This is a genomic window from Spirosoma sp. 48-14 (genome assembly GCF_001898575.1).
Classification (GTDB): Bacteria; Bacteroidota; Bacteroidia; order Cytophagales; family Spirosomataceae; genus Spirosoma.
Genome location: NZ_MKUD01000001.1, coordinates 394,553 through 420,712, shown reverse-complemented (window position 1 = coordinate 420,712; position 26,160 = coordinate 394,553). Strand labels below are relative to the sequence as shown.

Annotated in this window: 21 protein-coding genes; 15 read left to right on the top strand and 6 right to left on the bottom strand. The window is 49.4% G+C overall.

All coding sequences use genetic code 11. The features are described 5' to 3' along the window. Positions 1 to 43 precede the first annotated feature (43 nt). Entirely contained in the window at positions 44 to 2,167 is a 2,124-nt protein-coding gene (locus BGO59_RS01615; RefSeq protein ID WP_293679498.1) for a GDSL-type esterase/lipase family protein, read from the top strand. Between the two features lie 57 nt (positions 2,168 to 2,224). On the opposite strand, the gene BGO59_RS01610 is transcribed toward BGO59_RS01615, so the two are convergent. Continuing rightward, positions 2,225 to 2,704, bottom strand: coding sequence for a RidA family protein (locus BGO59_RS01610; protein WP_293679495.1), 480 nt, complete (start codon positions 2,702 to 2,704; stop codon positions 2,225 to 2,227). A gap of 524 nt (positions 2,705 to 3,228) precedes the next feature. On the opposite strand from BGO59_RS01610, the gene BGO59_RS01605 reads away from it, so the two are divergent. Further along, positions 3,229 to 5,367: an alpha-glucuronidase family glycosyl hydrolase gene (locus BGO59_RS01605; RefSeq protein WP_293679492.1), complete on the top strand. Its 2,139-nt coding sequence runs from the start codon at positions 3,229 to 3,231 to the stop codon at positions 5,365 to 5,367. Positions 5,368 to 5,471: 104 nt separating this feature from the next. On the opposite strand, the gene BGO59_RS01600 is transcribed toward BGO59_RS01605, so the two are convergent. Both BGO59_RS01600 and BGO59_RS01595 read right to left on the bottom strand, forming a co-directional pair. Further along, a complete protein-coding gene (locus BGO59_RS01600; RefSeq protein WP_293679489.1) occupies positions 5,472 to 6,611 on the bottom strand; it encodes a histidinol-phosphate transaminase in 1,140 nt (379 codons plus the stop codon). 361 nt (positions 6,612 to 6,972) lie between these two features. Continuing rightward, positions 6,973 to 8,010, bottom strand: a complete 1,038-nt coding sequence (locus BGO59_RS01595; protein WP_293679486.1) for a glycosyltransferase family 9 protein — start codon at positions 8,008 to 8,010, stop codon at positions 6,973 to 6,975. A gap of 29 nt (positions 8,011 to 8,039) precedes the next feature. On the opposite strand from BGO59_RS01595, the gene BGO59_RS01590 reads away from it, so the two are divergent. The 9 genes from BGO59_RS01590 (at position 8,040) to BGO59_RS01550 (ending at position 19,860) form a co-directional block, all read left to right on the top strand. Further along, the gene (locus tag BGO59_RS01590; RefSeq protein ID WP_293679483.1) at positions 8,040 to 9,275 is read left to right on the top strand and encodes a pitrilysin family protein; all 1,236 of its coding nucleotides are present in this window, start codon (positions 8,040 to 8,042) and stop codon (positions 9,273 to 9,275) included. Positions 9,276 to 9,372: 97 nt separating this feature from the next. Beyond that, a complete protein-coding gene (locus tag BGO59_RS01585; protein WP_293679480.1) occupies positions 9,373 to 9,699 on the top strand; it encodes a nucleotide pyrophosphohydrolase in 327 nt (108 codons plus the stop codon). Positions 9,700 to 9,819: 120 nt separating this feature from the next. Next, positions 9,820 to 10,422 carry a sigma-70 family RNA polymerase sigma factor gene (locus BGO59_RS01580; RefSeq protein WP_293679477.1) on the top strand — a complete coding sequence of 201 codons (603 nt, stop codon included), beginning with the start codon at positions 9,820 to 9,822 and terminating at the stop codon, positions 10,420 to 10,422. A gap of 142 nt (positions 10,423 to 10,564) precedes the next feature. Beyond that, a complete protein-coding gene (locus BGO59_RS01575; protein ID WP_293679474.1) occupies positions 10,565 to 11,623 on the top strand; it encodes a FecR family protein in 1,059 nt (352 codons plus the stop codon). 51 nt (positions 11,624 to 11,674) lie between these two features. Further along, positions 11,675 to 15,127, top strand: a complete 3,453-nt coding sequence (locus BGO59_RS01570) for a SusC/RagA family TonB-linked outer membrane protein (protein ID WP_293679472.1) — start codon at positions 11,675 to 11,677, stop codon at positions 15,125 to 15,127. Between the two features lie 29 nt (positions 15,128 to 15,156). Beyond that, complete coding sequence (locus BGO59_RS01565; protein ID WP_293679469.1) at positions 15,157 to 16,680, top strand: RagB/SusD family nutrient uptake outer membrane protein; 1,524 nt, start codon at positions 15,157 to 15,159, stop codon at positions 16,678 to 16,680. A gap of 193 nt (positions 16,681 to 16,873) precedes the next feature. Further along, complete coding sequence (locus tag BGO59_RS01560) at positions 16,874 to 17,923, top strand: glycoside hydrolase family 43 protein (RefSeq protein WP_293679466.1); 1,050 nt, start codon at positions 16,874 to 16,876, stop codon at positions 17,921 to 17,923. Between the two features lie 190 nt (positions 17,924 to 18,113). Then, positions 18,114 to 18,959, top strand: a complete 846-nt coding sequence (locus tag BGO59_RS01555) for a HipA family kinase (protein ID WP_293679463.1) — start codon at positions 18,114 to 18,116, stop codon at positions 18,957 to 18,959. Between the two features lies 1 nt (position 18,960). Continuing rightward, complete coding sequence (locus BGO59_RS01550; protein ID WP_293679460.1) at positions 18,961 to 19,860, top strand: hypothetical protein; 900 nt, start codon at positions 18,961 to 18,963, stop codon at positions 19,858 to 19,860. Between the two features lie 41 nt (positions 19,861 to 19,901). Here the strand turns inward: BGO59_RS01550 and BGO59_RS01545 are convergent, their stop codons facing one another. Beyond that, positions 19,902 to 20,612, bottom strand: coding sequence for a pseudouridine synthase (locus tag BGO59_RS01545; RefSeq protein WP_293680249.1), 711 nt, complete (start codon positions 20,610 to 20,612; stop codon positions 19,902 to 19,904). 104 nt (positions 20,613 to 20,716) lie between these two features. Here BGO59_RS01545 and BGO59_RS01540 point away from each other — a divergent pair, with 104 nt between their 5' ends. After that, on the top strand, positions 20,717 to 21,526 hold the full coding sequence (locus BGO59_RS01540; RefSeq protein ID WP_293679457.1) for a hypothetical protein: 810 nt from the start codon (positions 20,717 to 20,719) through the stop codon (positions 21,524 to 21,526). A 152-nt stretch (positions 21,527 to 21,678) separates the two neighbouring features. Here the strand turns inward: BGO59_RS01540 and BGO59_RS01535 are convergent, their stop codons facing one another. Continuing rightward, positions 21,679 to 22,539 carry an AraC family transcriptional regulator gene (locus tag BGO59_RS01535; protein ID WP_293679455.1) on the bottom strand — a complete coding sequence of 287 codons (861 nt, stop codon included), beginning with the start codon at positions 22,537 to 22,539 and terminating at the stop codon, positions 21,679 to 21,681. A gap of 156 nt (positions 22,540 to 22,695) precedes the next feature. Between BGO59_RS01535 and BGO59_RS01530 the strand changes: the two genes are divergently transcribed. Beyond that, positions 22,696 to 23,523, top strand: a complete 828-nt coding sequence (locus BGO59_RS01530) for a phytanoyl-CoA dioxygenase family protein (RefSeq protein WP_293679453.1) — start codon at positions 22,696 to 22,698, stop codon at positions 23,521 to 23,523. A gap of 59 nt (positions 23,524 to 23,582) precedes the next feature. Here BGO59_RS01530 and BGO59_RS01525 read toward each other — a convergent pair whose 3' ends face one another. Beyond that, on the bottom strand, positions 23,583 to 24,038 hold the full coding sequence (locus tag BGO59_RS01525) for a hypothetical protein (RefSeq protein ID WP_293679450.1): 456 nt from the start codon (positions 24,036 to 24,038) through the stop codon (positions 23,583 to 23,585). A gap of 193 nt (positions 24,039 to 24,231) precedes the next feature. Here BGO59_RS01525 and accD point away from each other — a divergent pair, with 193 nt between their 5' ends. Beyond that, on the top strand, positions 24,232 to 25,077 hold the full coding sequence (accD, locus tag BGO59_RS01520; protein ID WP_293679448.1) for an acetyl-CoA carboxylase, carboxyltransferase subunit beta: 846 nt from the start codon (positions 24,232 to 24,234) through the stop codon (positions 25,075 to 25,077). Between the two features lie 99 nt (positions 25,078 to 25,176). Beyond that, a complete protein-coding gene (locus BGO59_RS01515; protein WP_293679446.1) occupies positions 25,177 to 26,154 on the top strand; it encodes a radical SAM protein in 978 nt (325 codons plus the stop codon). Positions 26,155 to 26,160: the final 6 nt, after the last annotated feature.

Sequence of the window (26,160 nt, the reverse complement as noted above, 5' to 3'; positions counted from 1 at the left end):
ATTCATTCCTCTCTTGGTATCGAACTTTTTACTGCTGTTACGTATGCGCTTCCTTCTCCCGTTAGCCTTTTTACTTGTTCTCTCGATTGAGATTCATGCCCAGAAAGTTATCCGAATTGCCTGCGTGGGTAACAGCATTACGTACGGGGCCGGGCTGACGCATCGGGAGCAGAACTCATTTCCGGCCCAACTCCAATACCTGCTGGGGTCGGGCTATACCGTAATGAATTTTGGCGTGAGTGGCCGAACCGTTTTACGAGAAACAACAGCACCGTATATATCGACCGATAGCTATCAGGAAGCCTTGAAAAGCAACCCCGATATAGTACTCATCAAATTGGGTACGAATGATAGCCGACTGCCCTATCGCTTAAAAATCGACCAGTTTATTCCTGATTACAAGGCACTTGTTCAGTCTTTCAAAGACTTACCGACGCATCCACGCATTGTGCTGTTGCTGCCTGTTGCCTCGTTTTTGACCGATACCACCCGCCAGACAGAAGCTGCAATTAAAACGCATATTCTGCCCCGAATACGGCAGGTAGCCTTTGATGAAAAGCTGGAATTGGTCGATCTGCATTCGCTGACCCTGGAAGATAGCCTGTTGTTCCCCGACAAACTCCATCCAGCTCCTTTGGTAATGACCCGCATTGCCCGGCGGTTGTATGAAGTAATTACGACGAAAACCCAATCTGATTTTGATATTTTCCAGAAAATCAAAGAGCCTAAAAAAATCACGTCCTTTTATGGCTACGATTGTGCCGATTTTACGTTTGAAGGGCGTGCCTGCAAGGTCGTTAAGCCCCGGATTGTGGCGCAGAATAAGCCCTGGATCTGGCGGGCGCGTTTCTGGGGACATGAGCCGCAAACCGACATTGCGTTGCTCGATCACGGGTTTCATCTGGTTTACTGCGATGTAGCCGAACTCTTTGGCAATGCCGAAGCCGTTGGCCTCTGGAACAAGTTTTATCGCTACATGCACAAAGCTGGTCTGGCCGATAAAGTGACGCTGGAAGGCTTAAGTCGGGGTGGCGTTTACGCGTATAATTGGGCGGTTGAAAATCCCAAAAAAGTGGCCTGTGTGTATGTCGATGCGCCCGTGCTGGATCTGAAAAGCTGGCCGGGTGGTAAAGGAAAAAGTAAGGGAAGCCCCAGCGACTGGGAGATTTTCAAGAAAGACTACGGCCTGAAGTCGGAAGAAGAGGCCCTTCAGTTTAAAGGTAATCCGCTAGATCGGGTGCCCGATATTGTAAAGGGTAATTTCCCGATGCTGCATGTGGTTGGCGATGCTGACGATGCCGTGCCCGTAAGCGAAAATACCGAACCGTTTGAGAAACAGGCATTGGCACTAGGTGGTCGCATTACGGTCATTCACAAACCGGGGGTTAATCACCACCCACATAGCTTACCGAATCCGTCGCCCATTGTCGATTTTATTCTGAAATCGGTTGGTCTATATCCGTCTTATGCCCAAATGCCGGTGCCCGGCTCCGAGTATCGGTCGGCAGGAGGCTGGAAACAAGGGAACGATTGGTGGGACAATTTCAATAATATCCAGCAGACGCTCGACAGTACGGGTAAGCTCGATGTTCTGTTGATGGGCAATTCGATTACACAGGCCATCGGCAAACGAAGTCTGGTCGTTTATCATGGCGGTCAGGCTCCGTTCGATAGCGCGCTGGCGGGTTACCGGTATGGCGTTGCTGCTATTTCGGGCGATAAGACTCAACACCTGCTCTGGCGTGTTGAAAACCTGGATTTTACGAAGTCCGACCCTGCACTGGTTGTAGTTACAATTGGGGTCAACAATTTCAGCGAAGACGAAGCGGAGGCTATTACAGCAGGCATTGGCGCGATAGTGAAGTCGCTTCGTCGGAAACTTCCACAGGCAAAGCTGGTTCTGGTGGGCCCGCTCCCTGCCGGTACGGCTGCCGGCGATGAAAAACGAAAAAAATATACCCTTGTCCATCAGCAGATTCAGGCATTTGTCGATAACAAAACGATTTTCTTCTGTGATCCATCGGGTGCCTTGATCGACACGGCTACAGGTAATCTGGTTATGGGTACCTATTCGGGCGATGGTATTCACCTGGCCCGTAAAGGCTACACCATATGGGCTACGGCCTTACGGCAGACGATTGATAAAATTGGATTGCCAGCACATTAAGTTTTGACAGGATGGACAGGATTGCTTTGATAAGCCAAAGCAATCCTGTCAAAAACTCTATTTCGCTTTTCCTTTTAGTGGGGCGTAGGCAATGCAGTCGACTTCGAGGGCGGCTCCCAGTGCCAGGCCATTGGCACCAAAAGCACTACGGGCCGGAAATTGGCCTTCTTTAAAGTAACTCCGGTAAATGGTATTGAATTCAGGCCATTTTGCCATATCGCCAATCATCACCGTACATTTTACTACATCGGCTGTAGTCAGCCCCTGTTCTTTCAGGGCTGCAACGATGTTGTCCATCGTTTGTCGGGACTGCGCGTCGAACCCATCAGCCAGTTTTCCGTCGGCTTTTACGCCTATCTGCCCGGATATATAGACGAAATCACCGGCTCGCATAGCGCGTGAGAACGGATACGAGGGCGTTTGCTGGCCGGGTACATCAGCCATACCTTCGGTTAGTTTGGCAATGTTGGCTGGAAGCGTGGCCGAGAGGAGAAGGGTTAAGCCGCTTACGGCAAGCGTGTAGATAACTTTTTTCATGGTCGTAGAGGGAATCAATTACTGGAATAATGATTGGCTAATAAGGTGATTTTTAGTTGGCTTCCGTAAAAATAATATCCCTGACGAAGAAGCCTAGCGGATAAAAAAAATAGTAGCAGGAGGGGTACAGAATTGATAAAACAGACTATTACATACAGGTTATCCGTAATTGACAACGTATGGTTGTTGGATTACAGTTTATCATAGGTTGGTTTGGCTAAGGTCTCTGGCTCTGTCGGAGACCTTACTTGTTTTTAGTTGCTCCAAAAGTTGAAGTAATGGCTGTTTCTTCAATTTCATTCTCACGAGGTTTCTCAAAACCTCGCTGTGTCGGTTGTAAGCAACCGACACCACAAAACACCTCGGCAATTGGTATTTTGTGGTTCAATGTCAAAATGGCTTTCTTACTGAGTAGATTTCTGGTTAGAGTCCTGTTTACGACTGAAAGTTTTATCTGAAAAGGGTATGGTTTCGGAAAATGTGCATACTCCTGATCAGATAACTGTTGAACCCTGATAAACAGAATGACAAGGACGTATAGACAAATTAGTGTAGCCCTTCTGATAGCCCTGATTTCGGTTGTGAATGGTTTTGCCGAAGACCCCGCCTATGCCGACGGCTATCGACTCTGGCTAAACTATGATCGGATTAGCGATGCAGTCAAACGGCAGGCGTATGCAAATGCGGCTCAGTTCATTGCCGTTAAAACGGATAGTCCTATTCTGAAATCAGCCGCCGACGAATTACAGATGGGGTTGCAGGGCCTGTTAGGGAAATCAGTGCCCGTAATCGGCAGTGTAGGGAGTCGGACAGGCGGTATTGTGTTGTCGGTGAATCCAGCCGATGCTGCTGGTCAGTCCCTGAATAAAGAAGGGTATCGCATTGAGTCGAAAGGTGGTAATCTGATTGTCTCGGGGAAGTCTGACGTGGGTGTCTTATATGGTGCTTTTGCCTTGTTACGACAGATGCAAACCCTTCAGTCAATACAGGGCATTTCGCTGATTAGTAATCCGAAGGTACAATTCCGAATGCTCAATCATTGGGATAATGTCGATGGGTCGATTGAACGAGGCTATGCAGGTTCGTCGCTCTGGAAATGGTATGAGTTGCCCGAACGGATCGACCCACGCTATCGCGATTATGCGCGTGCTAATGCATCCATCGGTATCAATGGAACAGTGGTCAACAATGTGAATGCCAGCGCTCGGTTCATGACCAGTGAGTACATCGAGAAAGTGGCTGCATTGGCTAATGTATTCCGACCCTACGGCATTCGGTTGTACCTGTCAGTCTATTTTGCGGCTCCCAAAACCCTGGGTGGACTGAAAACCTCCGATCCGCTCGACCCACAAGTGCGCCAGTGGTGGGCCGACAAAGTTAAAGCCATCTACCAGGCGATCCCCGATTTTGGCGGGTTTCTGGTGAAGGCTAACTCCGAAGGCGAACCTGGTCCGCAGGATTATGGCCGTACCCATGCCGATGGCGCCAATATGCTGGCCGAAGCCCTGAAGCCGTACGATGGCGTAGTAATCTGGCGGGCGTTTGTCTACAAAGCCGATCCCAAAGCCGATCGGTTCAAAGCTGCCTATGAGGAGTTTGTGCCCTTAGACGGCCAGTTCGATAAGAAGGTAATTGTGCAGGTCAAAAACGGCCCTATTGATTTTCAGCCCCGCGAGCCCTTTTCTCCGCTGTTCGGAAATATGCCCAAAACCCCGCTGGGTATGGAGTTTCAATTGACACAGGAATACCTGGGCTTTGCCACGCATCTGGTCTACGAAGCGCCCCTGTTCAAAGAGTGCCTGGAAACTGATACCTACGTAAAAGGCAAAGGGTCAACGGTAGCGAAGGTAGTTGACGGAAGTCTGCACGGCTATTCGATGAGTCTTATGGCAGGGGTTGCGAATACGGGTTCGAACCTGAACTGGACAGGCCACCCGATGGCCCAGGCCAATTGGTATGCGTTTGGGCGGCTGGCCTGGGATCATACCGTATCGTCGGAGGCTATTGCCCGAGAATGGGTGGCAATGACGCTGACACATGAGCCCCAGGCTACCAAACGAATCGTAAACCTAATGGGCAAATCTCGGGATATTTACGTCAATTACAACACACCGATGGGCCTCTCGCGACCCTGGACGGGCGTTCACTTTGCTCCCGAACCCTGGCAAGCCCGTAGCCCTCGCCCCGACTGGACGGCCGTATATTACCATCGTGCCGATTCGATGGGTATAGGCTTCGACCGGACAGCAATGGGAAGCAAGGCGTTGGAACAATATCGGCCTGAGGTGCAACAGCAGTGGAATAACCCTGAAACCTGTCCGATTCCATATCTGCTCTGGTTTCATCACGTGCCCTGGACCAAAAAACTGTCGACGGGTCGAACGTTATGGGATGAGCTTTGTACCCATTTTTATACCGGAGCTGATTCGGTTCGGTGGATGCAGCAGGAATGGGCTCAGGTAAAAACAGCTGTTAATCCGGAAACTTATGCCAACGTAGCAGCCCGACTGGAAACTCAGCAAAAAGAAGCGGTCTGGTGGCGCGATGCCTGGGTGCTTTACCTGCAATCCATCTCCAAACAGCCCATTCCGGCCCCGTTTAAACAACCAGCCCGAACCCTGGACGAAGTGAAGCAATCGGTGAATGTGTACCTTTTGAGGTAAAGAGCGAAAGAGTGCATGAGTGAAAGAGCGATTTCTCCCGGATGGCTTTTCGCTCTTTCACTCATACACTCTTTCACTCTTTAAAAAAAGAGGAAGGTTGTACTTTACGAAATCATTTTTAGCGCGTCGGCGAAGGCTTTCATCTGATCCATCGTGCCCAGGCTGACACGGCACCAGTACTGACCATCGAACTTCCATTGGCGGATGCTTACACCCTGATCCATCATACGGGTTACGAAATCTTCGCCCTTCATCCGAATCGGGAACATCACGAAATTAGCCCCCGAAGGCAGCGGTTCATAGTTAGTTTGTTTCAGAACGCCCAGCAGGAAATCTTTCGATTCTTTCGCTTTGCCGAGTGAGTAGTTGATAAACTCTTTATCCTGCAAACTGACCATAGCCGCCCGCAGGGTCGTCATGCTGATGCAGCCACCACCCGTTGCAAATTTGCTGATCTGCTCCAGAAGCTCAGGTTTCGCAATCATATACCCCGTACGCAGCCCTGCAAAGCCATGCACTTTTGAGAAGGTCTTGGTAATGATCACATTGCTACCTTTTTTTACCATATCGACCATCGAGTAGGCTTTCGGATCGGGTGTGTAGTCGATATACGCTTCGTCGACCAGGATGGGGGTTTTAGCGCCCACCGATTCGCAGAACGCCCGTAGTTTGGATGGATCTACGATGATGGCCGTCGGGTTGTTGGGGTTGCAGAGATACACCATACCCGTCTGGCTGTTCACGCGCTCATTCAGCTTGTTCAGGTTAATATCATAGCCGTCAGCCGCTACCAGTGGAACCCGATCGATGTTGACGCCATGTTTCATGGCTGCGCGGGGAAGCTGGTCGAACGTTGGGTCGGGCGCTACAATTGTACGACCTGCATTGGGGCGATAAGCCGCCCAAAGCGAAGCCGCTGTGAGTAGTTCGCCCGAACCGGCACCCAGCAGAACATACTCTTCGGGCACACCTTCGGTATCGGCAACCAGTTTCCGGAATTTGCGGGCATGCTCCATCGCGTAGAGGTAGCCATCGGGAGCGGCTTCGGTGATGGTCTTGAGCACTTTGGGCGAAGGGCCGTACGGGTTTTCATTCGCTGACAAACGAGCTTTCAGAGGGCCTTTAGGGGCTTTGTAACCCAGTGGCATTTCTTGTTCTGGTTCACAAAAGGCGGCAGGAGCAGCAGCCATACTAAGGCCAGACAATAAGCTGGCCCGAAGCCAGTCTCGACGGTTGATGGACATAAGATAAGTTCGGTCTTAATGCGTCAGTAAAGGATGAAGTCAGTAGAATCAGGCAATAAGGTAATTGGGTTTCGCTAGAGTGGTTGCGAACAAGTCAAAAATAGGTTTATGTAGGGTGTTTTTCAAATATTATTTTTATTTATTATCTTTTTATTCTATAATCTTTTAATTAATACAATAAATTAAAAATAAAATATAATGAACGGTTGCTGATGTGAGCAATTTAGGCTTAACTAGAAGTGTGTTCGTTGACTTTCAGGGGATTATATTTTGCACCGCTAGGACGCGATGGGCGCGAAAAAGTTTGTACCAATGACCTATTCTTCGCGCCTATCGCGTCCTAGCGGTGTAAGAAAAGCAGTTAGCTTAATTTCACCAGCTCATCCAACTGAATACCCCAGGCACAGCGGAAATGACCCAGTGGACAGGCGGTTCGACCGTGCAGATTACAGGGCTTGCATTCCAGGCGCTCCGGCGTTTGCACAACTCTGGATACATCGGCCAGTGGACCGAAGCCAAACTGGGGGACTGTTGAACAGAAAATGGCCGTTGTTGGCGCATTCATAGCCGAGCAAAGGTGCAGTGGAGCCGAATCGTTCACATAATTCATCACAGCGCTCTGTTGCAGGGCTGCCGATTGGAGTAAACTTAGCTTGCCCGCCAGATTGACAACCTGCTTTGTGCTACCTGCCATCGCTCGAATGGCATCGCAAGCGTGTACATCGGTAGGGGCGCCTAATAAGTAAATGGTCAGATCATCCGGTAAGGCTTTGATTAATTCCACCCATCGTTCGGACGGATATTGCTTCGTAAACCAAACAGACATGGGAGCTATACACACATAGGGCTTGTGCTGATACGTGTGTACAGCGTTGTAATCGGCTTGTGATGGATATAATTTAGGGCGGGCAAGCGCCTGACGACTTAGCGAATGGGGTTGAAAATCAGGGACTGACTGGAGCGCTTTCAGCAAGCCGGTATTGCGATCAACTTCGTGCGTCCCCGGTTCAAAGCGATGGGCGATCCGATGGGTAAAAAAGTGGGAAAATGGATTTTTATCGAAACCGATGGTCGTACCTGCGCCCGACAATGCCGTCAGTAAGCCCATGGTACCATAGCGTTGCAGATTCAGGACCGCATCATATTTCCTGGCCCGAATAGTACGCAACAGTCGCCATAAATCCCGATATTTGGTACCCTTTTTATGCCAGACCAGCACCTCGTTTAAAAAATGATGATTGGTTAGTAGCGTCTCATTGCCTTTGCGTACAAGCACATCCAGTACGGCTTCGGGATAAGCCGTATGGAGTTGTTCGAATAAAGCGGTTGCCAGAATTACATCGCCGATGAAAGCCGTTTGAATAATCAGGAACCGGGGGGGATTCGTTGCGGTTATCATTAGTACGCTTAAGGCGTAAAAATTTTAGAATGGAAGATTACCAGGTTTATACTCTGCCCAACGGAATTCGGATTGCGCACAAACAAATATCGCATACGCAGATTGCCCATTGTGGTATTATGCTCGACATCGGAAGCCGTGACGAGCAACCTCACCAGCAGGGCCTTGCCCATTTCTGGGAACATATGGCCTTCAAAGGTACGGAGAAACGAAAGTCGTACCATATCATTACGCGTCTGGAAACGGTGGGTGGTGAACTAAATGCCTATACTACTAAGGAAAAAGTCTGTTTTCATGCGTCGGTACTGGATGCTCACTTCGAGAAAGCGGCTGAACTACTGGCCGATATTACCTTTCACTCGGTTTTCCCGGAAAAACAGATCGAACGCGAGCGCGGGGTAATTCTGGAGGAAATGGCGATGTATTACGACTCGCCCGAAGATGCCATTCAGGACGATTTTGACGAACTCGTTTTCCCAAATCATGCCCTTGGCGGCAACATCCTGGGCACGACCGAAACCGTAGAATCGTTTGGTCGGGAGGATCTCCAGCGATTTATTGCCGAGAATTATGATACGAGCCGGATTGTGTTTTCGTCGGTTAGTAAACTGCCATTTAAGCAGGTGGTGAAAGTGGCCGAGAAATATTTCCGTGATGTTCCTGCCCAGCACACAACCCGCCAGCGAAAGACACCAACCGGCTATGTGCCTCGTCAGACCCGTGTAGAGCGGCCGATAACCCAGGCACAATGTGCCTTAGGGCGCCCGGCTTATGGGCTGGCCGACCCCCGGCGGCTACCGTTCTTTATGCTGATTAACCTATTGGGTGGGCCGGGCATGAATTCGCGCCTGAATCTGAACCTGCGGGAAAAATACGGGCTGGTATACTCCATTGATGCGACGTATACACCGTATCTGGACACGGGTTTTCTGGGTATCTACTTTGGTACCGATCCGAAAAAAGTAGACAAAGCGCATATGCTGATCATGAAAGAACTGAAGCGCCTTCGTGAGCAACCGTTAACGACGTTACAGCTTCACCAGACGAAAGAGCAATTGATTGGGCAATTGGCCATGGCCGAAGAAAGCAACAACAGTTTCATGCTCATGATGGCCAAAAGCCTGCTGGATATTGATCGGGTAGAAGCCCTGACCGATATTTTCAACGACATCAACGCCGTTACGTCCGAACAACTTCAGACGCTGGCGCAGGAAGCCTTCGACGAAAGCCAGTTCAGTTCGCTGACCTTTGTGCCGGAAAAGTAAAGAATTATTACACAGAGATGCACGGAGTAAAAAGAGATACACAGAGTACTCAGCGCATCTCCTTAACCTCTGTGAATCTCTGTGTAATAATCAGAACATGACAATTAAAGACGCTCAAATAACCGTCGACGAATGGATTAAAACTGTTGGCGTTCGGTATTTCAACGAACTGACCAATATGGCTATGCTGACCGAAGAGGTGGGCGAGGTGGCCCGGATCATCGCCCGTCGGTATGGCGAACAGTCAGAAAAGGAGTCGGATAAGCAAAAAGATCTGGGCGATGAAATGGCTGATGTGTTGTGGGTGCTGATCTGTCTCGCTAACCAGACGGGCATCGACCTCACCGAAGCCTTTCAGAAAAATCTAGATAAAAAGAACATTCGGGATGCCACCCGGCACCTAAGCAACGAAAAGCTGAAATAAGGCTTTGCCGATACGTTCTGGGTCACTACAATAGTAGTTTGCTAAGAAATACTGGTAGAAAAGCACGGGAGGTATGCCCAAAATTGCCTAGCTTTAAGTATCCGTTCGGATATAAGGATAGTGAATTTGGGACTCAACTACGATCAGGCGACAGATGCCCAGCTTTGGGACGACTTTCTGCAGGGCAGCAAGGCCGCCTATTCGTTTATGTACGAAAAGTACGCCCGAGTGCTCTATAACTACGGCTATAAAATTGCCCAGGACCGTCAGTTGACCGAAGATTGCCTGCAAGATCTGTTTCTGACCATTCTGGAAACACGTGAACGGCTTGGGCATACCGACTCCATTAAATTTTACCTTATGCGTTCGCTCCGGCGCGATCTGGTTCGGAAGCTCAACGAACGTCACCGATTTCGGTCGGGCCACGAAGACGAAATCGATTTTAAAGTCGAATTCCATTACGAACCTACCTGGCTCGATTCACAGATCAGTCGGGAACAATCCGAAGCCGTTCTGCGCGAACTGAATCACCTGCCTGCCCGACAAAAAGAAGCGTTGTTTCTGAAATTTTTTGACAACCTCAGCTACGAAGAGATTGCCGGGATTATGGGCATCGAAACTACATCGGCCTACAAAGTCATCTACAAGGCCATTGCCTCCCTCCAGAAACGGATGCCCGCCGATCTGTTGGTGTTACTGGCGGCAGTCATCAGCCGTCAGTAAGTAGTCAAATTTAGAAAGCACTACTGGCTGATGGCTAGCGGCTTCCAGTCATCTATCATTTTCCTGTTAAAAAATTTTCTCTTTCCGAGGGATAATTCGGCAATTCCTTCTCTTCTGGTGGTAAAAAGATCATTACCATCGCATGGCGCAGCCTTACCAGAATTATACCCTTCGCGATTTTGTGCTTGATGATGCGTTCCGCCGATGGGTGTTTCAGCCCGACGAGCAGAATATGACGTTCTGGCATACCTACATGCTTCGACACCCCGAACAGCAGGCATTGATCGATGAAGCGGCTTCGTTGTTACTACATCTCAATGCGCAGTACGACGACCTGACCGATGCCAGTCAGCAGCGTATCTGGCAGGTGCTGGAGCAGGCGTTTGATGACCAACTGCTTACGGAGCCCATTGTGGTGCCGCTCTCACGCTGGCAGCGGTTCAGAACCGCTTATCCGGCTGCCATCTGGCAGATAGCCGCTTCATTGGCAGGTATCCTGCTGATAGCGGGTGGGGTCGTTTATTACCAGCTACAGCCGAATCAGATGAGCATTCATACGGCCTTTGGCGAAAACCGAAGCGTAACCCTCCCTGATGGGTCAACCGTGTTGCTGAATGGCAATTCGACGCTTACCTACAGTGATCGTTGGGTCGATAGCAAACCACGGGAAGTATGGCTCGATGGCGAAGGATTTTTCAAGGTTACGAAAAAGCAGGCACCTGATGGACGCATCAAATTCGTGACGCATACGCCCAATCTGGACATTACGGTTCTTGGAACCCAATTCAACGTCAACACAAGACGGGGTAGTACGGCGGTTACGCTGGTAGAAGGGCGGGTACAGCTCACCAAACCAACCGAGCATACCGGGCGGGTTATTGATATGAAACCCGGTCAGTTTGCGTCCACACAGCCTAACATCGAGAACGTGGAGGTACGCGACGAAAAGCCACAATTGCATACGTCCTGGGTGGCCCATCAGTTTGTTTTCGACAACACAGCTCTTAGCGAGATTGCCCAACAGTTGCACGACACCTACGGGCTGGAAGTGGTCTTTGAAGACAGCGACCTGGCCAATCGTCGGTTTACGGGTAACCTCTCGAACCAGAGCATCGAAACATTGCTGACAACCCTTTCGCTCACATTTGATCTCAACGTTCAACGCAATGGCGACCAGATCAGTTTACGCCATAATCCCTGATTTTACTATGGAGTTTCTGAACATGACCAAGCCTATTATTCTGCATAACCTATGAAAAATCAGTATGTTATCCTTTCGATGCTGTTGGTCGGGGTCTATACGCTGCCGCAACCATCTGTTGCGCAGTTATTGACCCGCGCCCAGCCCATGAGCGTTAGCCGCCAACAGCCATCTGCACTCGACGTACCGACCAGCCAGCGCCCACATCGGACTCGTTCACTCAAAAAAGTGCTGAGCGAGCTGGAACGACGGTTTAATGTCAATTTTGCCTACGACGAGCAACTGATGGCCACCCGGCAGTCGGAACTTGATCTGGATGGTCTGTCGCTCGATCAGGCACTGGCGCAACTCTCCGAATCACAGGGATTACGCTACCGAAAGGTTAATCCGTCCCTCATTGCAATTCAGGCATTGCCCGTAAAAAACGCCGGAGCCGGACTCCCGGCCGAAACCACCAAACCAACCGTAGTCGTGCCGATTGAGGCTACCGAAATCGTTGAGGAGGCTCCTCAGGTTCGACGGATTACAGGACAGATCACGGACGAAAATAACCAGGGTTTACCAGGGGCTAACATCATCGAAACCGGCACGACCAACGGCACCAGTTCGGATGCTGAGGGGAATTTTATCCTGAACGTTAGCGATGGCGCTACGACCGTAACCGTTTCGAGCGTGGGGTATGTCCGGCAGGTAGTACCGATTGGCAGCAACTCGGTGGTGAATGTAAAACTTGTGCCCGACGACCGTACCCTGAACGAAGTCGTGGTAATCGGGTATCAGACTGTTCGAAAGCGTGATGTGACCGGAGCCAACGATGTCATTAGTTCCACCCAGGCTGCTAAGGTTACGGCCAACTCACTGGCCGAGTCGATTCAGGGCTTGTCGCCGGGGGTGACCGTTCGGAATAGTGGCGTGCCGGGCCAGCAGGCATCGATCCAGATTCGTGGGGTCGCCAGCTTTTTGAATACCGATCCGCTCTATGTGATCGACGGAATGATTGCCGACGCCAACCCAACCATCAATACCGACGATATTGAAAGTATTCAAGTCCTGAAAGATGCGTCGGCTGCGGCTATTTACGGGTCACGGGCGGCCAATGGCGTGGTCATTATCACAACCAAACAAGGGAAAGAAGGGCCGATAAAAGTCTCCTTTTCGGGAAAATACGGTATTCAGCAGGTGTATAAACGCTGGAATCTGACGGATGCGGCTGGTTTTGCGTCTCTTCAGCGGCAACAGTACCAAAATGCCGGTCAAACCCCACCCGCCAGTGTGGCTACAGGTACATTTAACCCAAACATCAATACCGACTGGCAGGACCAGGTGTTACGGACGGGTAGTTTGCAGGATTACAACCTGACGTTATCGGGCGGTAGCAAAACGGGCACCTATCTTATTTCGGGGAGTTATTTCAATAACACGGGCTACGTGACGGGCAGTGGTTTCGAGCGGGCCAGTCTGCGGATCAACACCCGCAGTGAGATCGGACGGTTTACGTTCGGTGAAAATGCCGTACTGACTAATTCCAATATCCAGAATTTTCCGGCGGGTAACCCGATCTACGACATGGCCGGTATGTTGCCCGTTATTCCGGTTCAGGACCCACGTTATGTCAATGCCAGTAATCCGGGTGGCTACGGTATAGGCACGAATCCCGATGCGGTAACCTATTTTTACAATCCGGTAGCCGTTCGGGCTTTGGCTAGTAACAAGAGCAACTTTGCCAAGATGGTGGGCAATGCCTATCTGGACATTAAGTTGACCGACTGGCTGACCTACCGGGCCAATGCAGGTCTGGAAGTGAGCTTCGATTACACGCAGAATCTTCGGAAACTGGGTACCTACCAATACAGTGCTTCGCCCGTACCCAGTTCGGTCAGTGAAGATCGGTCGCGCTACCTGAGCTTGTTGTTCGAGCATACACTGAACTTCAACAAAACGTTTGGCCTGCACAGTCTTAACGGGGTATTGGGAATTAGCCAGCAAACGACCCGTCGGGATATTACGTCCGGCTCGCGGACCAATCTGGGATTTGCGGGTGGTCAGTATTTCACAACCATCAATGCGGCTACGGGTATCTCAAACTCAGCCGGGAGTACCCCCGACGACTACCGGATTCTGGGCTACATTGGTCGGGTTAACTATGCCTACAACGACAAGTACCTGCTGACACTGACCGGGCGAGTAGATCAGGATTCTCGGTTTGGGGCCAATTTCCGAACGGGCTTTTTCCCGTCTATCGCAGGAGCCTGGCGTATCAGTCAGGAGAAATTCTTCCACGTCGACTGGATATCCGACCTGAAATTGAATGCGTCGTATGGGAAACTGGGTATTGTGGTGCCAACGCTGGGCTCGTTCCCGTACACGGCCTTCATCAACAGTAATCCCCGCGCTATTTTCGGTGTTGATCAAACTCCCAATGTAGGTGCATATCAGGCGCAGTTGGCCAACCCCGATCTGCGCTGGGAAGAACGCATTCAGCAGAACTATGGTGTATCGGCCAGTTTCCTGAACAACCGCATCACAACGGAAATCAACGTGTATAACTCGTTATCGAACGACGCCATTCTGAATCTGGCCGTTCCGGGTTATCTGGGTAATCTGCGTGGGAATCCCTACGTCAACACCGCGTCGATCCGCAACAAAGGGGTTGAATTTTCGGCAACGTATCGCAACAACGAGCATACACTGAAGTGGGATGTATCGGGCAACTTTACCACGATTAAGAACCGGGTCGAAAACGTAGGTAACCAGGGGCAGAACATCAACTACATTCAGAGTGGCAACACGCGCTCGCAGGTGGGCTTACCCGTTGGGCAATGGTATATGTTGAAAACCGCCGGAATTTTCCAGAGCCAGGAAGAGATCAACAACTACAAAGGTCCCAACGGTAATCCGATTCAGCCGTTTGCCAAACCCGGCGATATTAAATACGTCGATACCAACGGCGATGGACAGATCACCCAGAACGACGACCGCCAGTTTGTGTCGTCGCCCTGGCCAAAGCTACAGGCGGGTGCGCAGTTCAATGCCTCGTATGGGCCGTTTAGCCTGAATGTTCAACTGACAGGGGTATTTGGTTACACGGTATATAACGACGTTCGGCGCAGTCTGGATACCTATCAGTTAACCAACTTCCGCCGGGATGTGAGCCCGTGGTCATCCAGCAATACGAACACCAGCGATCCTCGTCTGGGTCTGGAAGCGGGCGATCAGGGTATTATCTCCAACAATTTCGCCTATAGTGATCGCTGGCTGGAGAATGCGTCGTATGTGCGGATGCGCAATCTTGAGATCGGGTACACGCTTCCGAAGGCGTTTCTTTCCCGAATCAAGGTACGCAATGCCCGTGCGTTCGTTAGTGGTCAAAACCTGTTTACGATTACGGGATACAAAGGGCTTGATCCTGATGTAACGGGCGCGAACATTCAGGAACGGGGTGTCGATAACGGGCACTGGCCATCGCCCCGCGTAACATCGATTGGGCTTACCTGTGATTTCTAATGGCAACGTATTTAGTTCTGAAACCAATCATGAAACATACATTCATTTCGCTGGCTATTGTCGCCGTAGGTCTACTGACCGGCTGCGACCGGAGTTTAGACATTGTGAACCCCAACCAGGTGACGACCCAGTCGTTCTGGAAAACCGCCGATGATGCCCTGGCTGGTGTCAACGCCGTGTACAGCACCACGCACCGGGGTGGTATTTCGCGCTGGCTACCGTTTTACTACATCATCCGTTCCGACGAAGGGCGCAGCCAGAGTCCGGCTACCGATATTGTCAACAACATGGACCAGTTTCTGGTCACTGATTACAATTACGGCAATGCCTATAGCGTCTGGAACGATAATTATATTGGCATCAACCGGGCCAATCAGGTGATTGAAAACGTTCCGAATATCCAGATGGATGCGACCCTGCGGAACCGCTATCTGGGCGAGGCCAAATTTATGCGGGCCATGTTCTATTATCACCTGGTAACGCTTTGGGGGAATGTGCCGCTGGTTTTACAAACGCCTGTAGTTGGCGATAAACCGAACTCGGCGACCATCGCGCAGGTGTGGGCACAAATCGAAAAAGACCTGACCGAAGCAGCCGCTGTATTGCCAACGACTTATGGGTCTGCCGATCTGGGTCGGGCTACCAAAGGGGCGGCTTATGCCTTGCTGGCGAGGGCGCAGATGCAGCAACGGAAATACACCGAAGCACTGACTCCACTCCAGTGGCTGGTAGAAGGTGAAGGGAAAAGTGTTTATGCGCTGATGCCCAATTACCGCGACAATTTTCTGATTACGACTGAGAACAATAAAGAGTCGGTATTTGAGTGGCAATTCCAGATGAACCCGTCTGAGTACACCGACGACGATACCGAGACGCCAAATCAGAACTACGGTACCTCGCTGGCGCAGTTTTTCGGACCAAGCGGTATCGGCTGGTCGGATGGTGAAGCGCAGCGCTGGCCTACGCGCGAATTCTATGAAAAAACGACAACAGGTGCTCGCGATCCGCGTCTGGAAGCCTCATTCCTATTCGATTCGACGGATGTTCGAGGGCCGGATTTCACCATGATCTACGGGCAGACCTTCACCCAGCGTTATGGCCGGGATAATAAGCGGGTATGGTTCCGTAAGTTTCAGAACGATCACTGGAAAAATGAAGAAGGATATCGGTCGCCCAACAACTGGCGGTATATCCGCTATGCCGATGTGCTACTGATGTATGCCGAAGCGCTGAACGCTACTGGAAAAACGACACAGGCGTATACCTACGTAGATCAGGTACGGCAGCGGGCTGGTCTGCCTACATTGACCGTTGCCAAGCCTGGTCTTAGCCAGGATCAGTTTCTGGCGCAGTTGAAACACGAACGCGTCACCGAACTCTCAGGCGAAGGCAACCGCTGGAACGATCTGGCCCGCTGGGGTGATCTGGGGCCGCAAATTGCCAATCGCGACCCGGCTTTCTCCACGTTTGTAAAAGGAAAGAGCGAACTGTTGCCGATTCCGCAACTGGATCGCGACCTGAATCCAAACCTGGTTCAAAACCCGAATTATTAAACTTGTGTAACGCGGGTGGAAACCCGCGATGTTAAACGAAATAAGGCGGGTTTCCTCCCGCGTTACCAAACAACCGCCAGGACGCGAGGACGCGAAGAATTGATTTATACCTTGCGCCTTCGCGTCCTCGCGGTAAAAAAAGCAGAGCCGTGAGCGAGCAATCGCCGGGTGTCTGTTTACTTATTTTCGCTCAATGATGAAATACGGCTTTTTTCTTCTCCTGATCGTTCTGTACGGCTGTAAGTCGTCCGATAAGCCCACACCGAATCCACCTGTAACAGCGGTCGATACCGTCGGTAAATTCCAGAATCCACTCCTGACCTCGGCGCCCGATCCGTGGGTAACGGTTAAAGATGGATTCTACTACGTCATGCACACAACGGGCAATAATCTTCGGATTTACAAAACCCAGTCCCTGAGTCGGCTTAGTCAGGCAAGGCCCGTAACGGTCTGGACGCCACCAGCTACCGGCGCCAACTCGCGCGATATCTGGGCTCCTGAACTGCATTTCATCAACGGGAAATGGTACATCTACTACACGGCCGACAACAACGGAGTCGATGCCACGCACCGGATGTTTGTGCTTGAAAACAGCTCAGCCGATCCAACGCAGGGCACCTGGACAGACCGTGGCCAACTCAACCTACCCGATAATAAATGGGCCATTGATGGGACTGTTCTGCAACTGAATGGCAAGCTCTACATGGCCTGGTCGGGCTGGGAGACCGATCTGGGCGGGTTACAGAACATCTATCTGGCCAGTCTGACAAATCCGTATACGGTTGGTACTACCTCCCGCATTCGTATCTCTACGCCAGACTATGCCTGGGAAAAGCAGGGCTTTGGGGTGAATGAAGGCCCCGAATTTTTAGTACACAATACGAAAGTCTTTCTGATTTACTCAGCCAGTTATTGCGGAACGGATTTATACGCCTTAGGCCAACTCTCCGCCGACACCAGCGCCAATCTACTGGACACAAAAGCCTGGACAAAAGCTGCTAACCCCGTTTTCGGCCCCAACGGTGGAAACGGTGCCTACGGTGTCGGGCATAATAGTTTCTTCACCACACCCGATGGGTCGCAAAACTGGCTCGTTTACCATGCCAACGCCGGACCGGGTCAAGGCTGTGGAGACCAACGCTCCATGCGAATCCAGCCCTTCACCTGGAAAGCCGACGGCTCCCCCGATTTCGGCTCCCCCACACCCTTGACCGATTGGATCAAACGCCCAAGTGGTGAGTAAGCATAGAATAATGTCTTGTATTGAGTACCTATTGGATTGTTGCAGAGGACTTTTTTGCTAGACCAATTTTGACGATGGATAGGCAAGGATGGAAATGATTTAAAATAATTTCCGCAATTTAGCGCAAGCCCATTTCCTGTATAGGTCCTTCTAAAGGGATGCATATTAGCACCATCGTAACCTATAATTAATGCTTACACCTATTTCCACTGTTAGAGCAGAAACTATTGTAAAGGAAATTAACACCGAGGGTAGTAGCCCATTGCTGATATTAGCTAATGATGCCGAGTCGTATTTCGCCAAAACTACTGTATCGTCAGTTCCCTTTGTGGAAGTAATTAATGAGGTTTTAGCTGCCTATTTCGCCCAATGCTGGAGTTTAGCGGTGCCGCCTTTTGCTCTGGTTCACATCAGCCAGTCATTAGTAGATAATTACCGCAGTGAAAAAGCATCGCTTTCATCTCGATATGATGCATGCACTTTCGATGAGCAAATTTTCTTTGGTTCAAGGTTAGTTGCCTGCCAGGTTGAAATAGACGATTATTTTTCAGGACCATATCATCAATCTCAGATGCACTATTTCAACAATCCACTGGATTTGCTTAAAATTGGAGTGTTTGATCAGTGGATTGGTAACTTTGACCGGAAACCAGACAACCCTAATATTTTGCTTGCCGAATGTAACGATGGATTATTGGCTTTTAGCCCAATAGATCATACTGCTGCTTTTGGCTATGTCTCCAATCACCGGGAAGTGCGGGAGGAATTACTTTACAGGGAGCCGAAAAAATGGCTACTTTCCCATGATTTCGTCCGGGCAATTGCTAAATTTACACCCCCTGAAACCATTAGCGACTTACAGGCCAACATATTGGCTGGTATGGAAGTTGCGTTAGATACTATGGATTTCGTGTTCGATCAGATTCCGAAATCGTGGGGTTTTAGTGAAAAGGCGCGCAACCATTTAAAAAGCTTTTTGGGAAACCAAGAGCGAAATGAGCGTATAGCATCAATCTATTTATCTTATCTGAAGTAATATGGCCAGCTACTATAGCATATTACGCTTTGTTAACAACCCACTAAGTGATGAAAACATCGCTTTAGGCTTGGTTGTGCTTACCTCAGATCAGATACCCGAAACTACGTCAGAAATGAGAGCGATAGTGCGTATTTCGGAAGCTAAGGTTGATTTTGCTAAAAAATTGAATCCGGGTTGTGTAAAGCTGCTTCATTTTTCGCTCAACCAGCTATATCGTTTCTTTGAACAAGACCTAGCCGATCAGTCTGATCAGATTATGCAATTCCCAGTTCGGCTAAAACGAGAGTTTCTGGATAGGCTAGCTAGCTATAATAATGGTATTCTACAGTTTACGAAACCGGCCTATATTGAATCGAGTAACATCTCCGAGCTTTTCGATCGGTATTTTGCCAAGTTCGTTGAATTCAATATAAATACTTTTCAAAGGGAAAAGGAGTCTTCTTCATCATTCTTGAAAATGCGGATTGAAAAAGATTTCTACAAACCGTTGAGAGGCAAAATAGACATAGATTATACCCTCCGTAAGAGACAGCTTCCGTCTCTATACTTTAATTATCATCTTGAAGGCATTGGAGTGAACGGATCAATCTATACCCTCAAGGCGCTTGATTTGAATGCTAATCACCAGATTGATACGCTGCAACGGGAAGTCAGTGAATATGAAAGTTTAATTAAACGCCTTGATGAATTTGCTGCTCAAAAAGCAATTATGGGTAAACCGAACTATTATCTGGCGGTTGATCCCTACGAAGGTAAGAATAAGGAAAGGCATGAGTTATACGAACTTGTGAAGGACAATCCATTACTTCCTTTTACATGTATTAGCTCAAAGGAGTTACCTGATGTTGTTGAGCAGATAGAGGAAAAAAAGGTTCATAAGTTTTCTGAATTACTCTGAAACGAGTCATAAGAAAAGCCGCTCATAAGCGGCTTTTCTTATTATAGATTTAATGTTTTTTCTATAAATAACCCCCTTATCATTCGCTCAAATTCTGCTTGCCAGGGCGCTGAAATTGTAATCTGTTCCGACGTTATGGGGTGAGTAAACGAGAGCCGTTGGGCGTGGAGCAGCATGGTGTTCATCTCGAAATGCTCTTTGAAGAGTTTGTTCTGTTTGTTGCAACCGTGAGGGCGGTCACCGATGATGGGGTGGAGGATATGCGCCATGTGTTTGCGTAGCTGGTGCATTCGGCCTGTGGTTGGGGTTAATTCGACCAATGAATAGCGTGAGGTAGTATGTTTGCCAAAGGGTAGGGGTATTTCGGTACGCTGTACCGTTTTGAGATGAGTCACTGCTTCCTGGACTACGCCCGTTTCATCGTTTCGTAACACATAGTCGATGGTCTGTTCATCAGGTGTGTAGCCTCGCACAATAGCCAGGTATGTTTTCTGAACACCACCCTCGGCAAAGAGGGTTTGCATGGCCGAGTTCATGGTTTCGTTGAGGGCAAATAGCAGAACGCCCCCGGTTTTGCGGTCGAGCCGATGCACGGGATAAACGCGCTGGCCCAATTGGTCGCGGAGAAGCTGAACGGCAAATTCGCTGGCATCGCTGGCAATGGGCGACCGATGGACTAGTAATCCATGTGGTTTATTTATCGCTACTAGATCGGCCGATTGATAGAGTATGGAGAGTGGATTTGGCAAGATGATTTTATTTTTTTGACAGGATTAACAGGATTTGCAAGATGTAATGCCCTAATTACGGCTAAATAATCCTGTCCATCTTATTCATCCTGTCAAAAAACAATGTAATGCCATTTCATTCGGTACTCCGAGTCGCCCTGTTGTTGGGCTATTTGACGAACTCAATCGTAAGTCCGGCGCAGAAAGCAACCGAAATCAGACGGTTCCAACTCAAACAGGTGCAACAGGGCGTAGCGGTCGATCAAATGCATTTCTACGTCATCAATAATCATTCGCTGACGAAACATACGAAAGTTGATGGGAAACAGGTAGCGGCTTGGGAGGACACGACAGGACTGCTGAAACACCTGAACAGCGGTGTTGTTATTGGGCAGAAGCTCTACTGTACGCATTCCAACTATCCAGATGTGCCGATGGCCAGCTCGATCGAAATTTTCGACACGCGTACGCTGAAGCACGTTGGTAATCATAGCTTTGGGCTGTTCCCCGGCTCCATGACCTGGGCCGATTTTCACAACGGCTATTGGTGGGTGGCGTTTGCGAATTATTCCAACAAGTCGATGGCCGAAGGGCGCGATAACCGCTGGACAACCCTGGTAAAATTCAACGAAAATTGGCAACAACTCGAAGCCTGGGCGTTTCCGGCGAATGTGTTGCAAGCATTTGCCCCCTACAGCACGTCGGGCGGAACCTGGGGGCCGGATGGCCTGATTTATTGTACCGGGCACGACAAGCCCGAATTATATGTGCTCAAATTGCCTGAGCGGGGCCATACCCTGCAATACGTCAAAACCATTCCGACAGTCAGCGAAGGGCAGGCATTTGCCATCGACCGGAGTGTAAAAAATAAAGTAATCCTGTTTGGGATCACACGAAACGACAATTATGTAGTCGTATCGCAAATGGATGGGCTTTAAGTTGACTTGTTGAGCGAACGGTAATTTGTCAGGCTGCGAGGCAGTTATTTGCTTAGGGGTACTGTGCAATTCTGACTAACTAATGTGTACCTGAAAAGCGGTCTCTCTTTAACAGATTTATACATGTAATTGTCAAGTGCTCAAACCCTTATTTAGTCTAGCTGGCCTAATTTACGAAAGGCCAATGGCGAAAGTCCTGTTTGTTGTCTGAACAGCCGATGAAAGTTCGATAGATTCTGAAAGCCACTGACGAACCCAATTTCCTGAACACTCAGTGGGCTATCGGCCAGTAATTTGCGGGCGTGACTGATCCTGATTTCGTTCAGATAGGCGATATAAGTTTTGTGGGTGTATTTCTGAAAATAGCGGCAAAATGACGTAACTGTCAGATGGGCCACATTGGCTGCGTCGACCAGAGTAATATCGTTCTGGAAATTGGCCAGCGTATACTCAATGATGCGCTTCATCCGGTCATTTTCAATCTCTTTCATACTCAACGAGCTTACTGAGCTATTCAACAGTCGTTTATCGGGGTGGCTGGCCAATGAGTCCAGTAACTCCAGAAGCGCAGAGACTCGTCTAACGCCCTTCAAATCAACTAGTTTGGCCAGATCATCGATCAATGGCTGGGTTTTTAGAAACTGGATACCGTGATGGGATTGAGTCAGTAACTGTATTGTCGAACGACATTCGGGGAGGTGCTGGATCACTTGATCACAAAACGAAAGCGAAAAATGAACCACAATCGCTTCAGACTGAAGGGAAGTGCTCTGGTAGTAGGCTGAGTCACTGCGCCAGTAGTGCGGCAGGTTAGAGCCCAGTAGAATCAAATCACCCGCTTCAAAATTGTCAATGCTTACGCCAACGAATCGTTTGCCCGATCCCTGAAGAATATAGGTTAATTCAAATTCGGGATGGAAGTGAAAGGGCGCTAAAAAATAAGGGACAGTAAATCGTTGAGCGGCTACCGACCGCTCGTCCTGAAGCTGAGTTTTTTCTAACTGTGCGCGCATGGTATCGCTCTCGATCAGTCAAAGATGCTATTTATTAGCTTATTGTTAATTAGATAGACTATTAAGAGGATAAAATTTTACACTTTCTGGATAAATCATGAGATTAGGTTCTGCGGCTGAACGAAGAATTTTGAGGTATTAATTAGAACGCAGATCATGATTACGAACTCGACTGAAAACCAACTGGCTCAACTCGACGAGCCCTATGCATTACCATCGGAGGCCATCACCTTTTACCGGGAGAATGGCTACGTAAAGCTGAAAAACGTACTTAGCCCGGACCTGTTGGCGTATTACGGTGATTTGATTACTGAATGGGTCTTTAAGCTTAATACGCTTACCAAACCGATGGAAGAACGTACTACGTATGAGCGGGCGTTTTTACAGGTAATGAACCTCTGGCTCGAAAATGACGCGATCAAAACGTTTGTTTTCTCCCGGCGACTGGCCCGAATCGCTGCTGAACTGATGGGTGTTGAAGGGGTGCGACTGTATCATGATCAGGCGTTGTACAAAGAGCCGTCAGGCGGTATCACCCCCTGGCATGCCGATCAATATTACTGGCCTCTTTCGAGCGATAAGACTATTACGGTCTGGATTCCACTTCAGGATACACCCTATGAAATGGGGCCACTGGCATTTGCCGAACGCAGCCAGACGGTTAATATCGGTCGGGATCTTAAAATATCGGATGAGTCGGAGCAGCAGATTGCCGAAGCCCTAAAAACCTTTACGGTAAACGAAACCCCTTTCGAACTGGGTGAAGTGAGTTTTCACGCGGGCTGGACCTTCCACCGGGCGGGAGCAAACAGTTCGTCGCAGGCCCGTCGGGTCATGACCATGATCTATATGGATAAGGACATTCAGGTAACGGAGCCTGATAACGACAACCGAATTGCCGACTGGAAAACTTGGTTACAGGGTAAAGCTGTTGGCACCACGGCCGATAGTGCCCTGAATCCAATTCTTTATGACGTCCGCTAGTATAACACAATACCCAAGGTATAGTCGTAGCGTGGACAGTTACGACTATACCTTTTTTACTACGGCGTTAGTTTGGGCTTTTTGCTAAACTGGTAGACCAGACCCAGGAATGATTGAAGATTGCCGGTTTTAAAGTCTTTGCGCGAGTATGGAGCTAATTCAAACGCAACCCGCAAATTGGGGAACATCGGCAGTGGCCGCACGCGTACACCAACGTGTAACGAATAGCCTTCCAGAATATCCCGGTCGTCGAGGTTGTTGAGTACGTTGAACCGCACCCCCAACCCAGTGTAGTAATTGACCTGTGGTTTCCTCGTCACGTTGATCATAGGACAAATGGTGGTACTGAGCGAGCCGAATACGGTGTTCGTTTGAAGGCGGGCATCGAGCCATAATGCCCGGTCGGCGTTGGTACTGACCGTAACCAGGCTATTGAATGGGTAATAGGCTACTGAAGCCTGACTAAATGCCGGGAACGTGATACCCAGCAGCAAGACCGTGACTATGTGTTTCATACCCACAAAACAACACGTTTATCGGGCATAAAAAAGCCATGTTCCCTAAAAACGACTATCTGGTTTCGGGTTGAATCGGTTGGTTCTGTAACTATTCGACGGCTGGGTGGTTGACTATAGCAGTAACTTTAAGAGAATGGTCTCGTTTTCTTCGTACCTTTACGACCCTTTCCAGAAAATCGCAAACTGAAAAATGTCTTGGTTCGTCCGAAAAGATAAGGGTATTCAGACCCCAACCGAAATGAAGCGGGAAGCTCCCGACGGGTTGTGGTATCAGTGCCCAAATTGTAAAAAAGCAATGCAAACGCGGGAGCATAAACTCAACGCTTATACCTGTATTCATTGCAATTATCACGAAAAAATTGGCTCAGAAGCCTATTTCTCGCTGCTGTTTGACGATAACGAGTTCACTGAACTCGATGCCAATATGCGCTCGGGCGATCCGCTCAAATTTGTCGATACCAAACCATATCCGGCGCGGATTAAATCGACCATTGAGAAAACAGGCCTCAAAGATGCGGTTCGCACAGCTTATGGCCCAATGAATGGACTGACTGTTACGATGGCCGTTATGGACTTCAATTTTATCGGCGGTTCGATGGGATCGGTTGTCGGTGAAAAAATCGCTCGTGCCATCGATCATGCTATTGCCAATAAGACGCCGTTCCTGATGATCTCCCGTTCGGGGGGAGCCCGGATGATGGAAGCCGGTTTTTCGCTTATGCAAATGGCCAAAACATCGGCTAAACTTGCCTTGCTGGATAAAGCCAAATTGCCTTACATCTCGCTTCTGACCGATCCGACAACGGGTGGCGTTACGGCTTCGTATGCCATGCTGGGCGATTTCAACATTGCCGAACCCAATGCACTGATCGGCTTTGCGGGACCACGTGTTATTCGCGAAACTATCGGTAAGGACCTGCCCAAAGGGTTTCAAAGTGCCGAATTTGTGCTTGAACACGGCTTCCTCGATTTCATTGTCGACCGGAAAGATCTGAAAGACAAAGTTGTGAGTTTGTTTAAGATGCTGGTGTTATAGTTTAGGAGTTAGGAGCGGGGAGTGAGAATGGCTGATGCATATTTTGCTTGATGCGTCAGCCATTCTCACTCCTCGCTCCTAACTCCTCGCTCCTTTCTTATGCGCCTTATCTCCCATCCGGTACTTTGCAATTACTACATCACCTACCGCTGCAATGCGACCTGTAGTTTTTGCGATATATGGGAGCGACCGTCACCGTATGTCACGCTTGAAAATGCCCGGCAAAATCTGCGTGACTTAAAAAAATTAGGGGTTCGGGTTATCGATTTTACGGGTGGGGAGCCTTTACTGCATCGGCAACTGCCCGAATTGCTTCAGGAAGCCAAACGACTTGGCTTGATCACGACCGTTACCACCAACGCACTGCTGTATCCGAAGCAGGCTGACAAGCTCCGTGGCCTGGTCGATATGCTCCACTTTTCGCTCGATTCGCCTATTGCCGACGAACACGACCGTTCGCGTGGGGTAAAGTGCTTCGATAAGGTGATGGAATCCATCGCCATTGCCCGGACACTAGGCGAACGGCCAGATATTCTGTTTACTGTATTTGAGCATAATGTTCACCAGATCAGGCAGCTATACGATGAAATTTGCCAGCCCAATGGCCTGGTACTTATTCTGAATCCCGTGTTCGAATACAACACGGTCGAGACGGGTGAACGCTTTTCAGAAGATGCCCTTCAGCAGATGTCGTGGTGGGGCAAACAACCGAATGTGTACCTGAATGATGGATTTATCCAGCTTCGACGAGATGGAGGGAATCAGGTCGAAGATCCGGTTTGTCGTGCAGCTAGTACTACCCTCGTTATCTCTCCTGAAAACAAGCTGGTGCTACCCTGTTATCATTTAGGGCTGAAAGAGTTTTCTATCGACGGTAAGCTGTACGACCTGTATCGCTCCGACGACGTACAGAAACTGGTTGCGCTGGAAGGCCGTTTGCCCGGCTGCGAAGGCTGCGCTATCAATTGCTACATGCAGCCTTCGTTTGCCGTTGAAATCAATAAATACTTCTGGCGGTCACTTCCAAGTACGCTCAAGTACAACTGGATGAAAGGAACCTGGAAACAATTGTTTTGAGACTTG

What these genes read in the sequence shown, in the direction of transcription:
- BGO59_RS01615 (WP_293679498.1), top strand. Translation starts at nt 44, where the DNA reads ATGCGCTTCCTTCTCCCGTTAGCCTTTTTACTTGTTCTCTCGATTGAG.
- BGO59_RS01610 (WP_293679495.1), bottom strand. Translation starts at nt 2,704, where the DNA reads ATGAAAAAAGTTATCTACACGCTTGCCGTAAGCGGCTTAACCCTTCTC.
- BGO59_RS01605 (WP_293679492.1), top strand. Translation starts at nt 3,229, where the DNA reads ATGACAAGGACGTATAGACAAATTAGTGTAGCCCTTCTGATAGCCCTG.
- BGO59_RS01600 (WP_293679489.1), bottom strand. Translation starts at nt 6,611, where the DNA reads ATGTCCATCAACCGTCGAGACTGGCTTCGGGCCAGCTTATTGTCTGGC.
- BGO59_RS01595 (WP_293679486.1), bottom strand. Translation starts at nt 8,010, where the DNA reads ATGATAACCGCAACGAATCCCCCCCGGTTCCTGATTATTCAAACGGCT.
- BGO59_RS01590 (WP_293679483.1), top strand. Translation starts at nt 8,040, where the DNA reads ATGGAAGATTACCAGGTTTATACTCTGCCCAACGGAATTCGGATTGCG.
- BGO59_RS01585 (WP_293679480.1), top strand. Translation starts at nt 9,373, where the DNA reads ATGACAATTAAAGACGCTCAAATAACCGTCGACGAATGGATTAAAACT.
- BGO59_RS01575 (WP_293679474.1), top strand. Translation starts at nt 10,565, where the DNA reads ATGGCGCAGCCTTACCAGAATTATACCCTTCGCGATTTTGTGCTTGAT.
- BGO59_RS01570 (WP_293679472.1), top strand. Translation starts at nt 11,675, where the DNA reads ATGAAAAATCAGTATGTTATCCTTTCGATGCTGTTGGTCGGGGTCTAT.
- BGO59_RS01565 (WP_293679469.1), top strand. Translation starts at nt 15,157, where the DNA reads ATGAAACATACATTCATTTCGCTGGCTATTGTCGCCGTAGGTCTACTG.
- BGO59_RS01560 (WP_293679466.1), top strand. Translation starts at nt 16,874, where the DNA reads ATGATGAAATACGGCTTTTTTCTTCTCCTGATCGTTCTGTACGGCTGT.
- BGO59_RS01555 (WP_293679463.1), top strand. Translation starts at nt 18,114, where the DNA reads ATGCTTACACCTATTTCCACTGTTAGAGCAGAAACTATTGTAAAGGAA.
- BGO59_RS01550 (WP_293679460.1), top strand. Translation starts at nt 18,961, where the DNA reads ATGGCCAGCTACTATAGCATATTACGCTTTGTTAACAACCCACTAAGT.
- BGO59_RS01540 (WP_293679457.1), top strand. Translation starts at nt 20,717, where the DNA reads ATGCCATTTCATTCGGTACTCCGAGTCGCCCTGTTGTTGGGCTATTTG.
- BGO59_RS01535 (WP_293679455.1), bottom strand. Translation starts at nt 22,539, where the DNA reads ATGCGCGCACAGTTAGAAAAAACTCAGCTTCAGGACGAGCGGTCGGTA.
- BGO59_RS01530 (WP_293679453.1), top strand. Translation starts at nt 22,696, where the DNA reads ATGATTACGAACTCGACTGAAAACCAACTGGCTCAACTCGACGAGCCC.
- BGO59_RS01525 (WP_293679450.1), bottom strand. Translation starts at nt 24,038, where the DNA reads ATGAAACACATAGTCACGGTCTTGCTGCTGGGTATCACGTTCCCGGCA.
- accD (WP_293679448.1), top strand. Translation starts at nt 24,232, where the DNA reads ATGTCTTGGTTCGTCCGAAAAGATAAGGGTATTCAGACCCCAACCGAA.
- BGO59_RS01515 (WP_293679446.1), top strand. Translation starts at nt 25,177, where the DNA reads ATGCGCCTTATCTCCCATCCGGTACTTTGCAATTACTACATCACCTAC.